This window comes from Peptoanaerobacter stomatis, from assembly GCF_000238095.2.
GTDB lineage: Bacteria > Bacillota > Clostridia > Peptostreptococcales > Filifactoraceae > Peptoanaerobacter > Peptoanaerobacter stomatis_A.
Window position 1 is genome coordinate 152662 of the sequence record NZ_JH815226.1, and the last position, 13843, is coordinate 166504.

Consider the following 13843-nt stretch of genomic DNA (forward strand, 5'->3'; position numbering starts at 1 on the left):
TTTAATATTGATATAATCTTTCATTAAAAACAAAATTCTAAAATTGCAATTTAAATTATACTACCTCATAATTATTTTTTCAATAAAAAATCAGTGCTCAAATAATAAAGCACTGATTTCTTAATTAACTGCAATATATAATTTATAATGTATTTAAGTAAAAATTTTACCAAAATTTTACTTTTTCTTTTTATTTGTATAGAATGTGTCTTCCATAGGTAGTTTTGGTCTTAACTTATGATCTCTCGCATAATATGCTCCTTGAACTGCCGGTGCAGTAGGTATTGTGGCTATTTCTCCTATTCCCTTTGAACCATATGCAACTCCGAGCAATTCGTCTTTTTCTACATATATAGCATTTATTTTCGGTATATCTATTGATTTCATAAGACCTAATGTACCAAATTTTGATTTAGGAACACAATCTTGAAGTTTAAAATCTTCCGTAAGTGCATATCCAAGCGACATAAGCACTCCACCTTCAATTTGTCCTTGTATAGATATAGGATTTACAACTTTCCCTGAATCATGTGCAGCATAAACTTCTTTTACCTTGCCATCATCGTCCAATATAACAACATGAGTCGCATAACCGTAAGCAACGTGTGATTTCGGATTAGGTACATCTGCACCTAATTTATCTGTAGGCTCAAAATACTCATCATAATATTCTTTTCCATCGAGTTTGCTTAAATCTCCGTCTACCTTATCGAGATCATTTTTAAGTAATGATGATACACGTCTTACAGCTTCTCCACTTATAAGTGTTTGTCTTGAACCTGATGTAGTTCCTGAATCAGGTGCAATCTCAGAATTACAACCCATATTTTTAAATTTTGACTTAGGCATATTTAAAGTTTCTGCAGCCATTTGTATAAAAATCGTAGCACAACCTTGCCCTATCTCAGAACCTCCGCAATAAATTTCAATAATTCCGTCATTTACTATTAATTTTGCACGTCCTGTGTCAGGAAGTCCAACTCCAACACCTGCATTTTTCATAGCACAAGCTATACCTGCATTCGGATAATTCTTTTCATACACATCTTTTACCGCATCAAGTGTTTCTTTAAGTGCTGTTGAACAATCTGCTATCTGTCCGTTAGGAAGTACTTTTCCAGGCTCTATAGCATTTCTATATCTTATCTCCCATGGAGATATTCCTACCATTTCTGCGAGTATATTTATATTTGACTCCAATGCAAACTCACTTTGGCATACACCAAAACCTCTAAAAGCTCCGGCAGGGGGATTATTTGTATAATAACCGTATCCTCTTATATCCGTATTTTGATAACAATATGGACCTACTGAATGCGTGCAGGCACGTTCCAATACAGGCCCACATAATGAAGCATATGCACCTGTATCAAAATATATATCACAATCAAGGCCTGTAAATATACCGTTTTCGTCACAAGCAAGGGTAAATGTTCCATGCATTGCATGACGTTTCGGATGAAATGCCAATGATTCATCTCTCGTAAACTTGGCTTTTACAGTTCTTTGTAATTTCACTGCACAAAGAGCAGCTATATGCTGAACTGACATATCTTCTTTTCCGCCAAATCCACCACCTACAAGTTTATTTTCTACAACTATTCTTTCTTTATCCCAACCTAACATTATAGATACTTCTTTTCTCGTATCAAAAACACTTTGATCTGAGCTGTATATCTTTACACCATCTTTGTAAGGAAAAGCTATAGCACATTCCGGTTCTAAAAACGCATGTTCCGTAAAAGGTGTATCATAAGTACGAGTAACTACATATTTAGAGTTTGCAATAGCTTCTTTAGCGTTACCTCTAGTAACGTGTCTGCTTTGACACAAATTGCCGTTAGGATGTAACTTAGGTGCATCTTCCTTCATAGCTTCATCTATATTTCTTACAGGTTCTAAAACTTCATATTCAATTTTTACAAGAGGTTTTGCTTTTTTAAGTATTTCTTCACTTTCTGCAACAACCAAACATATGGCATCTCCCATGCATCTCGTAATATCACCTTTTGCAATCATTACATCCCAATCTTGCTGTATATGTCCAACTTTATTATTCGGTACATCTTCTGCTGTTAATACTGCTACTACTCCATCTAATTTGAGTGCCTCAGAAAAATCTATATCTATAATCTTAGCTCTCGGATATTTTGTTCTTACGGCTGAAACGTGTAACATATCATCTATTTCAACATCATCTACATATTCTCCATATCCAAGAACTTTTTCACGCACATCAATTCTGAAAGCATTATCTCCTACACCATATTTATGGCCTTTTTCAAGTTCTTCATCTATACTGCTTTCCCCTCTTAGGATTTTTGCAACTAATTGTATTCCTTCGATTATCTTTTTATAACCTGTACATCTGCATATATTATTTTTTAACGCCTCTTTTATTTCATCTTCATTAGGATCCGGATTGGTATCAATCAAGGCTTTTCCTGATATAACCATTCCAGGTATACAAAATCCGCATTGTACAGCTCCCTTTGCACCAAAAGCATATACAAACGCTTCTTTTTCTCTGTCACTAAGACCTTCAACTGTTATAATATTTTTTCCTACCGCTCGTTTAGTTGTCAATATACAGGCTCTTGTAGCTTTGCCATCTACTATTATTGTACAAGTTCCGCAAGCACCTTGACTACATCCGTCTTTTACTGATTTAAGCTTCATATCATCTCTAAGAAACCTTAAAAGCGACTTGTCTTTATCAGTCTCAATCACATTACCATTGACCGTAAAACTATAAGTTTCAGGCATAATTATCTCCCCTTTTATTATCTCCCAATAATATTATTATTTTTATACAATCACATAATAATATATAAATCTTTCATGTAAATACAAAAATTTAGTTGCTTAAAAAACAATACAATAATTTATCCAACGAATTTAAAATATACACTGATAAAACTCTCGTTTAATCAGTTGTGCAAAAAAATAATATTCTAAATTCATTTGCACTCATAAAGACAAATAGTATAGTTTTTTAATTTAAATTTTTGTGTACACAAATTTTTTATATGATATAAATAAATTTGCAATTGTTTAATATATATTAACATAAAATATAAAAAAAATAAATAATGATTTTTTGTTTTCAAACCCTTATATCAAGGTGTTATAAATATTTTATCCATTTTTTATCATTACGATAATTATAAAAATAAACATACTATATTTATAAAATTGCTCGCTTAAAATTTTAAATAAAAAGTTTTAAATAATATATCAAAAATTTTTTTTAATAACAAAATAGATAATTGCAATGTATCTACAAATTTTTAAAAAAGTCAATAATTGATTTTAAAAAAATTTGTAGTAAAATATTATAGCACACAATATATAGTATTCTAATATTAAAATTTAACAAAATATTGTGTATTAGAAAGTGCGTTATACTATTACATAAAAATTATTACGACATATTGCACTTTGATTTACTTTTAAAGAAAAGGTTTTAAAATATTTTTTACTTTTTATAAAATTGATATATTTTATAAAACTCTTGTAATTTTCTGTAAATAATTTCTAAGCATAAATTAATTTCATAATTTACTTAATAATACGGCATATTTAATACATTATCAATACTGACACAACGTCTATGAAATTAGTTTAGAGAATTGTGATTTAAAGAATATATTTGATGTTTTTATTATTTTTAAATATAGATTTGCTTCGATAAAAAACGGATAGGGGATTAAAATGCAAATTAAAGTTATAAAAAGAAATGGGAAAGAAGTAGATTTCGATAAACAAAGAATAGTCAGAGCTATTGAAAAAGCTATGAAATATGGTAGCGGTATCTACTCATATCAAATTGCTGTAGATGTCGCAAAAGAAATATATAGTGAATGTGTAAACGAGAATATAACGAAAATTTCTATATTTACAATAGAAGACAAAGTTTTCAACAAACTTATAGCTCACGGTCAAAATACAACAGCACAGGTATATGAAGCTTATAAGGCTGTAAGAAAATATCAAAGAGAAAATAATACTACAGATGAAAATATAATGACTCTTATAGATAGAACAAATGAGCAAGTAATAAATGAAAATTCCAATAAAGATGCTATCCTCAACTCTACTCAAAGGGATTTGTTGGCAGGTGAGATATCAAAAGATATTGCAATGAGAAAATTAATCCCTGCTCATCTTGTACAAGCTCATAAAAACGCAAGCATTCATATACATGACATGGATTATATCCTTCAGCCAATGACAAATTGTTGCCTTATAAACATAGGTGATATGTTTGAAAACGGAACTGTTATAAATAAAAAACAAATCAAAAAGCCACGCTCTTTTCAGGTAGCTTGTACAGTTTTGACACAGATAATCGCACAGGTTGCAAGTAATCAGTATGGTGGTCAATCAGTAGATTTAAAGCATTTAGCCCAATTTTTACCTATTTCATACAAAAAATACTACAACAGCATAATAGATGATGTAAAAGATGAAGAAACTGCAAAAAAAATAGCTTCCAAACTCACAAAAAAAGAACTTCAATCAGGAATCCAAACTATACAATATCAGGTAAATACACTACTTACTACAAACGGTCAAGCCCCTTTTGTAACCATGTTTATGGATATAAAGGAAGGTATGCCGTATGAAGACGAAATGGCAATGATAATAGAAGAAGTTTTGAATCAAAGGATAGAAGGAATCGAAAATGCAGTCGGAGTAAAAATAACTCCATCTTTTCCAAAGCTTGTATACGTTCTGAATGAAAGCACAACAAAAGGCGGAAAATACTATTATCTTACTAAATTAGCTGCAAAATGTACAGCTAAAAGAATGTATCCTGACTATATAAGCGAGAAAAAAATGTCGGAGATATATGAAGGCAATACATTTTCTCCTATGGGTTGTAGAAGTTTTTTACCTGCTTACAAAGATGAAAATGGCGAATATAAATTTGAAGGTAGGTTGAACATAGGAGTGCAGACACTTAACTTACCACAAGTAGCTATACTTGCAAACAAAGATAAAAACCTATTTTACAACATACTCGAAGAAAGACTTAATTTAATAAAAGAAATGGGACTTCTAAGATATAATCTGCTTAAAAATCAACCGTCAGATGTATCACCTATACATTGGCAATATGGTGCAATAGCAAGATTAGAGCAAGGCGAAAAAATAGGAAAATTATTTTTAGACGGTTATGCTACAATATCTGTCGGATATATAGGTTTACATGAAGCTGTATATGCTATGTTAGACGATTCTATAACAACAGATGAAGGACATCAATTTGCACTTGATATACTTAATTTTATGAAGAGTAGAGCAGATAAATGGAAATTGGAAACAAGATTGGCATTTACATTATATGGTACACCAAGCGAATCAACTGCCGGTAGACTTTGTGAAATAGATGCAGAAAACTTCGGAATAATAGAAGGCGTTACAGATAAAGGTTATTACACTAATTCATATCACGTAACACCATCAGAAGAGATAGATGCATTTAATAAGCTAAAACTTGAATCCGATTTTCAAAAAATATCAACAGGTGGCTGCATATCATATATAGAAATACCTAATATGACAAACAATATAGAAGCTATAGAATCTGTAATAGATTTTATGTACAACAATATAACTTATGCAGAATTTAACACGAAGTCTGACTACTGTCAAGTATGCGGCTATGATGGTGAAATTATAGTAAATGATGATTTAGAATGGGAATGCCCACAGTGTCACAATAAAGATATGCAAAAAATGAATGTAGTAAGACGTACTTGCGGATACTTGGGAGAAAATTACTGGTCAAAAGGAAGAACAAAAGATATAAAAGACAGAGTAATGCATTTATAATTGTTTACACCCAATTTGCTTCACTACAGCTACTATAATAAATATCTTTAAATATTTGTAAACAGCTTATTTATCTCAAATTTAGTATTAAATTAAAAGGGGTACAAAATTAAACGTACTCCTTTAATTTTTTATAAATATCTTAAAAACAGATATTTATAAAAAATTGCCTAAAGCAAAATATATCTGAGTATTATATTAAAAGTATCTACGTTTCATTGGATAATAGTATAATCATATCTTATACTAAACACTAATTAAAAATACATTACAATTATATGTTTAAAAATTTATATTTTTTCGAAACAACAAATTATCTAAATTTTATAATTTGTAATAGAGTTTAGTATAAAATAAAAATTTTTCAGTATCTAATTAGGTTTTTGTATAAATTTATAAAAAGTAGGAATTGTTATGAAATATGCACAAATAAGACATTATGATATATCAAACGGTCTGGGAATAAGAACAAGCGTATTTTTTACCGGCTGCACACATAACTGCTATAACTGTTTTAACAAAGAATACCAAGATTTTTCGTACGGAAAAGAGTTTACACAAAAAGAGATTGATTTAATAATAAAATATATAAAAGAAGATGAAGTCTCCGGTCTCACCCTGCTCGGAGGAGAACCTCTTCAACAAAATGTAGACGAGATGTGTAACTTTTTATCTCAAGTAAGGAAAGCATCTGATGATGTGAACAAAAAAATATGGATATATTCAGGTTATACATATGAAGAAATTTTAGAAGATTCAGAAAAAACAAAAATTATATCATATTGTGACATACTTGTAGACGGAAGATATGTAGAAATATTGAAAAATCTAAGATTGAAATTTAGAGGAAGCACTAATCAAAGAATTATAGATATTCAACAATCATTAAAAATGGGTAAAATCATAGATATATCAGACTATATATAATTTAAAAAAATACAAATATCATTAATAAAATTCCTAAATCTTTAAATAATTATATTTTCAAACTTCAAATATATGAGATAAATCTATAAAATTTTTAAACAAAATTAATATAAAACAATATTTTTAAAATATAGTCAAAAATACTTGTTGTAATTTATATAAAAGTGTATAATAAGTTGTTATTTTCATATACTTTTTATAATTTTATAATAAAGGTTAATAGAATAACAGATATTTTCTGTTTTTAAGAATTTATTAGCTAAGCGAAGTTAAGTATACTTAAAATAAATTATATAAATATATCCATTAATTAAACAGGTATTAATATCAGCTTTTATTTAAGTATAAAAAATAACAAAACTGCTAAAAACAATTTAAATAAAATAGATTTTTTAATTGGGAGATTTTTTTATGCAAAACAAAAAAATGGATTTAAAACAGACTCAAATAGCTATAAAAACTGTTAAAGACTATTTTCAAAACAATTTATCTAAAGCTCTTAACTTAACAAGAGTTTCTGCTCCTCTTTTTGTAAGACCTGAAACAGGTCTTAATGATAATCTTAGCGGAATTGAAAAACCTGTATCTTTTGATTTAGGAGATTCCAATATACATTTGGAAATAGTGCAATCTCTTGCAAAATGGAAAAGATTTGCTCTTCTTAGATACGGTTTTAAACTTAATGAAGGATTATACACAGATATGAATGCCATAAGAGCTGATGAAAAATTGGATGAAGTTCATTCAATATATGTAGATCAATGGGATTGGGAAAAAATCATAAGCGTAGAAAATCGCAATGAAGAATATTTATATTCTATAGTAAATAAAATATATGATGTATTTAAAAATACAGAAAAAATGATTAATGAAAAATATGAAGGTTATTTTTCTCAAAAATTACCGGATGAAATATATTTTATAAAGTCACAAGAACTTCTTGATATGTACCCTGATTTAAATTCAAAGGAAAGAGAAAAGGCAATCTGTAAAGAAAAAAAAGCTGTATTTATACAAGGTATAGGAGGCAAACTTTCAAACGGTGCTTCTCACGACGACAGAAGTCCGGATTATGATGATTGGTCATTAAACGGAGATATACTGTTTTGGAATCCTGTAATGAATGATGCCATCGAACTTTCAAGTATGGGTATAAGAGTAGATAAAAATTCATTGTTAAATCAATTAAAAATTTCCGGTAAGGAAGACAGACTTGAACAAAGTTACCATAAAGATCTTATAGGCGAAAAACTTCCCCTCACAATCGGAGGTGGTATCGGTCAGTCAAGAATATGTATGTATATGCTTGAAAAACGACATATAGGAGAAGTTCAGTCATCTGTTTGGGATGAAAAAAATATTAAAAAATGTGAAGAATTAGGAATAGAATTATTATAATATAAAAAAGGATATATTTTAACTTTTTAAAGTTGTATATCCTTTTTTCAATACCTTTTGTAGTATTTTTCAATCATTTCTATATGTTGTGTCATAACTTTTCTCGCCATCTTCTCATTGTTTTCTTGTATGGCTGATATTATATCCTCGTGATGTTTTGTTATCATAGGTCTATTTTCACCGGCAATTATATTTTCTCTGGTAATCAAGATAAATGATGTCATTATATGGTTTACTCCTCTTAAAAGATTTGTAAAAAATATATTTTTAGATATTTTCGCAATTTCATAATGAAATTGTCTATCATACTCTGCACTTTCTGTTGGATTTTTCCCATTTTCAATTTTGTCAAAAAGTTTTTTTAATCTTAAAATATCAGATTTATCCGCATTTTTAGCCGCCAATGATACCGTCTCTATTTCTATAGCTCGTCTTAATTGCACTACCTGCTCATAGCTGTGTCCGCTTAGGGAAAATAAAAGTTCTATTGATTCCGACAAATTATCTTCTATGTTGTCATTTACATAACTGCCATCTCCCCATATGGTTTTAATTACCCCTATCATCTCCAGAGATCTTAACGCTTCTCTTACGGACGCCCTTGAGGCTCCTGTTTTTTCTGCTATTTCTCTTTCTGAAGGCAATCTGTCTCCCGGTCTTAATTCTTTATTCATTATATTTGTCTTTATCTGTTCCATTATCTTGTTAGGAATATTTATATTTTTTATAGGTTTCATTATCATGATATGCACCCTCATTTTAAGTTTATAGTATATAACTCTTCATCATAATGTATTTGATTAATTTACATAGTTATTAATAAAAATATAATTATAATTCATTTTTAATCAGTTTTTTATTAATAGCTTAAAGGCTATTAAAAAGGCTTATTTTAATTATCGCTGAAAAAAAAATTAGATTTCAACCACATAGTTCAAATACTACAAGAATAAATTTTTTCAACAGTTGAAAAACAGTCTGCCTTTTAAATAGCCTTTAATTTAATATTCTTTACAATTTTTATTTTGCAGATTTTGGATTTACGATCACAGATATTCCTTCAGGAATAACCGCTATTTTTGCATTTTTACCCTTTTTCTCAAGAGCTATTTCTAATGCTTCCTTGATAGTAGGTACATATTGCATATGCATATCTTCCAATATTTGTTTTGCTGATTCATCTGCTACATACAATACTTCATGTCTTGCCAATATTCTTGCCAATATTTGACTTTCCCATTGATCAGCTATTGTATCTTCCATCTTCACTTTAAGTATTGTATCTTCGACTTCTTGTGCAGATTTTGCATTTTTAAATGTTTGGTAGAAGGATTCTCCCCCATGACCATCGTTGCATTTAGATGCTTCGATTATTATTCCGTCAGGTTTTGCACACGCTTCAGCAGCAGTCATACTCTTAACTGACTGATATATATTTTGATCTAACGGATATCCTCCATTTGTAGTAATAACAATATCTGCATCAGTACCTTCTACAACTGAAAGACCTTTTACAAATGCACAGCCTTCTTCGTGTGCCTTAAACGGATCTCCTGCAAATGCTGCAATAACTTTTTTATCTGCATCTATCGCAACATTCAATATAAATGCAAGTTTAGCCTCTTTAGCTGCAAATTCCATATCTTTGTGGATTGGATTTCCATCAAGATTTCCTGTTCTTGATTTATCAGATGCTATAAACTTCGCACAGTGATTTCCAAAAACAGTCTTTTGTGATGCTATTCCGGGAAGTATTGATTTTCTTCCACCTGAAAATCCTGCAAAGAAGTGAGGCTCAATAAAACCTTCCGATACCAATAAGTCTGCCTCTACAGCTAACTTATTTATAAGCAAATCTCCTCCTGAAGGTAATTTTCCAAGATATACCATATCTTCATCATTTTGCGATTTATGGATTACAAATTTCTCACTTTTTACTATATCTTCTCCATATTTGTCTATCATTTCTTCTTTTGTTGTTTCTCTATGGAATCCTGTAGCAATAAGTATAGTTATATCACAAGTCGGATTATTTTTTCTAATCTCCTTTAAATATAAAGGCAAAGTAACTTTACTTGGTACAGGTCTTGTATGGTCAGAAGTTATAATAACTATATTTTTCTTTCCTACAGCCAATTCTGACACTCTCTTACTACCTATAGGATTTTCTAAAGCTTCTTGTACAAGCTCTTCTTGTGATTTGGTAGGTACATATTCTGTAGCTTTTGATTCCAATACGTCAGTAGAATCAGGCAACTCTACCTCAATTTTTTCTTTTCCAAAAGGAAATTTTATTAACATACTGTATCTCTCCTTTAAACTAAGGATATTTACTAAAAAGTTATCTCAATTATTAATAATTTAATTAATACTGAAAAATTATTTTACTTTTTTTATTTCTTCCATAAAAAGCGGTATTACTGCCATAGCATCGCCTACTATACCTACATCTGCAACTTCAAATATAGGTGCATCTTCATCTTTATTAATTGCTACTATATAGTCTGAACCTAATATTCCTGATAAGTGTTGCACTGCTCCTGATACACCGCAACCTATATAAAGTTTAGGTGCAACTATTTTTCCTGATTGTCCAACTTGTTGTGTTCTTGCAACTAATCCGCTTTCAGTTACAGGTCTTGTAGCTCCTATTGCTCCGCCTAATTGTTTTGCTAAGTCTTCTACTAATTTATATCCTTCAGGTGTACCCATACCTCTACCACAAGCCACAATTATCTCAGCTTCTTCAAGATTTACACTCTCAGATATTTCAGTTACGCTTTCTTTTATGATTGTCAATAAATCTTTTATTTGTTCACTACAATCCTCTTTTATAATTTCCACATTATCAACCGGCGATAATACTTTTTTAAACGCCCCGCTACTAAGAAGGGCAAATTTTGTAGTATCTGAATTTATAGAAGCATCTCTTAAAACCGCTCCACCATATAAAGCTATAGTAAATTCAAAATCATCTTGCATTTTTATATCAGATACATTGGATAAACTTACCATATCCAGCTTTGAAGATGCATATGCAGTTACATCTTTTGCAACCGGTGTAGTTCCTGCTAAAAACAATTTTGGAGAATATTCTTTAACCAATTTAACTACAATTTCTCCATATGATTTTATATTGTATTGCTCAACATCCGCTTCTATTATTTTATTTGCACCATAATCTTTACATATCTTTTCAGTATTTTCATCAAATTTTCCTATCAAAACTGCTATGACATCAAGATTATTTTCTTTTCCAAGCTCTACTCCTTTTGATAATGCTTCTAATGACGCATTTATAGGAGTATTTTCATCACATTGTATATATACCATCAAATTATTTGTATTAGACATATAAACCTCCTATAATACCTTTGCATCACTCATCAAAGAAATAGCTTGAGCTACTGCTTCTTCAGGTGTTTTACCTACAATTTTCACTCCGGCTTGTCTTTTAGGGCGTGAGTATGTTTTTTTAACAACTATCTTACTGTCATCAAGTGATATGTCTGATATTTCATCTATTACTTTTTTTCTGGCTGCCATTTTATTTTTTACAGTAGCATACCTTGGATCGTAAGGAGGTTTGCTAACTGTAACAACACATGGAGAAACGCCTTCTATCATATCATATCCCATTTCTGTTTCGTGTTTTCCTACAACTTTTCCATCTACATAGTCTATATCGACAAGGTCTGTTATAACTCCCATATTCATAGCATTGGCAAGCATAACTCCAACTTGACCTGCTGTATAGTCTGTAGTTTCTTTACCGCAAAATATTATGTCAAATTTATTGCCTATTTTTTCTTCTATTTTCTTTATTCCTTGTGCAAGTGCATTTGCTATTGAATATGAATCTGAATCTTGATATTTATCATTTAAAATTACAGTAGCCTCATCTCCACCTACAGCCAAACCGTTTTTCAACGCATTTTTAGAAGCATCTGTACCTATAGATAAAAGCGTAATATGTGTGTCACCTATTTTTTCTTTAAGTCTTGTAGCCATTTCAAGTGCATAAGTATCAAACGCATTTTCTACTTTTTCCACATTTTCAGGCAAGAATTTATTAGATGTCTCATCATACCCAATCTCTACAGAATCATCAAATACCTGTTTTATACAAACTAATATATTCATCTGTTCATTGTATGATACTTTGAAATACCATACTCTCCTTTCTTTTAAGTAATTATTTTAGATTGATCGTAATTAAAAAAACTGTTCTAATCATTATAATAAAACAATATTTTATTTTTTTCAACATAAATAAACTATATATTTTTTGAGAGTGCGGATAAAAATATCTACACTCTCAAATTGTATATGCCTTAAAATCTCCATATGAATTATCTTCACTTTATAAAAAATACGTAAATAAATCATCTACAAGGGCTATTATTTTTTAAGCAAAAATCATCCATACGTCTGTCTTAAAACATAATCAAACAAAACCAATTTGATTAAATAATATTTGAATTATATTTTAATTTTTTTAAATCTCTATGCTATTATATTGTTACCTACTACTATTCTTAATATTTCATTTGTTCCTTCAAATATTTGGAATATTTTTGCATCTCTTAAAAGTTTTTCTACAGGATATTCCCTTGAATAACCGTATCCGCCAAATGATTGTATAGCTTCACTTGCTACTTGCATTGCTATATCTGACGCATAGCATTTTGCTATTGCTGATTCCATGCTGAACGGCAATCCCATATCCATTTTTGTAAGCGCATGCGCTACCATTTGACGAGCTGTTTCAATTTTTATTTCCATGTCTGCAATTTTGAAATGTATAGCTTGATTTTTGATTATAGGTTTTCCAAATTGTTTTCTTTCTTTTGTGTAAGCTATTGCTTCCTCCATAGCTCTTTGAGCTATACCTGTAGCTACACAACCCATCCAAGTTCTTGCTTGATCCAATGTTTGCATTGCAATTTTAAATCCTTTGCCTTCTTGTCCTATTAAGTTTGATGCAGGTATTTTACAATCTTCAAATACTACATCACAAGTATTTGAACCTCTTATACCCATTTTATCTTCATGGTGACCTGTGCTTAATCCGGGTGTTCCTTTTTCTACCAAGAACATTGATATTCCTTTTAAGCCGGCTTCTTTGTCTGTCATAGCTGTAACACAATAAAAATCAGCCATTTCCCCATTCGTTATGAAGCATTTTCTACCGTTTAATACATAATAATCTCCGTCTTTTACTGCTGTTGTTTTTCCTGAACCTGCATCAGAACCTGCTCCCGGTTCGGTAAGTGCAAACGCAGCAAATCCGCCGTTTAATATTATATCACAAACTTTTTTCTTTTGCTCTTCGTTTCCTGCAATAAGCACAGGTTTCATTCCCAATCCGCTTGCTGATATAGTTGTTGCAAAACCTGCGTCAGCTTTTGCCATTTCTTCCATAAGTGCCGCAATATCTACTCTTGATAAACCTATTCCACCATATTCTTCCGGTACTTCAAGCGCTGTATATCCTTGTTCTATAGCCTTGTCATATATTTCTTTTGGCCATTCGCCTGTTTTATCATATTCTTTCGCTTGTTCTCTTACCTCGTTATCACAGAATTTTTTAATATCTTTCAATAAATCTTTCGCTTCATCAGAAATAATATATGCCATGATCATAACCTCCTAATTTTTAACTTTGTAAAATTTA

Annotated in this window: 9 protein-coding genes; 3 read left to right on the forward strand and 6 right to left on the reverse strand. The window is 30.3% G+C overall.

Features of this window, described 5'->3' with window-relative positions; all coding sequences use genetic code 11:
* Window positions 1-177 precede the first annotated feature (177 nt).
* Complete coding sequence (gene xdh, locus HMPREF9630_RS09015) at window positions 178-2766, reverse strand: selenium-dependent xanthine dehydrogenase (RefSeq protein ID WP_009528082.1); 2589 nt, start codon at window positions 2764-2766, stop codon at window positions 178-180.
* 948 nt (window positions 2767-3714) lie between these two features.
* On the opposite strand from xdh, the gene nrdD reads away from it, so the two are divergent.
* From nrdD to asnA, 3 genes are all read left to right on the forward strand, one after another.
* Window positions 3715-5841, forward strand: coding sequence for an anaerobic ribonucleoside-triphosphate reductase (gene nrdD, locus HMPREF9630_RS09020; RefSeq protein ID WP_009528083.1), 2127 nt, complete (start codon window positions 3715-3717; stop codon window positions 5839-5841).
* A 414-nt stretch (window positions 5842-6255) separates the two neighbouring features.
* Complete coding sequence (nrdG, locus tag HMPREF9630_RS09025; protein WP_009528084.1) at window positions 6256-6768, forward strand: anaerobic ribonucleoside-triphosphate reductase activating protein; 513 nt, start codon at window positions 6256-6258, stop codon at window positions 6766-6768.
* Between the two features lie 411 nt (window positions 6769-7179).
* On the forward strand, window positions 7180-8166 hold the full coding sequence (asnA, locus tag HMPREF9630_RS09030) for an aspartate--ammonia ligase (protein WP_009528085.1): 987 nt from the start codon (window positions 7180-7182) through the stop codon (window positions 8164-8166).
* Window positions 8167-8213: 47 nt separating this feature from the next.
* Here asnA and HMPREF9630_RS09035 read toward each other — a convergent pair whose 3' ends face one another.
* From HMPREF9630_RS09035 to HMPREF9630_RS09055, 5 genes are all read right to left on the reverse strand, one after another.
* Entirely contained in the window at window positions 8214-8909 is a 696-nt protein-coding gene (locus HMPREF9630_RS09035) for a FadR/GntR family transcriptional regulator (protein WP_009528086.1), read from the reverse strand.
* Window positions 8910-9186: 277 nt separating this feature from the next.
* The gene (gene larA / locus HMPREF9630_RS09040) at window positions 9187-10467 is read right to left on the reverse strand and encodes a nickel-dependent lactate racemase (RefSeq protein ID WP_009528087.1); all 1281 of its coding nucleotides are present in this window, start codon (window positions 10465-10467) and stop codon (window positions 9187-9189) included.
* A gap of 78 nt (window positions 10468-10545) precedes the next feature.
* Entirely contained in the window at window positions 10546-11520 is a 975-nt protein-coding gene (locus tag HMPREF9630_RS09045) for an electron transfer flavoprotein subunit alpha/FixB family protein (RefSeq protein WP_009528088.1), read from the reverse strand.
* A 9-nt stretch (window positions 11521-11529) separates the two neighbouring features.
* Window positions 11530-12309, reverse strand: a complete 780-nt coding sequence (locus HMPREF9630_RS09050) for an electron transfer flavoprotein subunit beta/FixA family protein (protein ID WP_009525054.1) — start codon at window positions 12307-12309, stop codon at window positions 11530-11532.
* A 363-nt stretch (window positions 12310-12672) separates the two neighbouring features.
* Window positions 12673-13806, reverse strand: coding sequence for an acyl-CoA dehydrogenase family protein (locus tag HMPREF9630_RS09055; protein WP_009525055.1), 1134 nt, complete (start codon window positions 13804-13806; stop codon window positions 12673-12675).
* Window positions 13807-13843 lie beyond the last annotated feature (37 nt).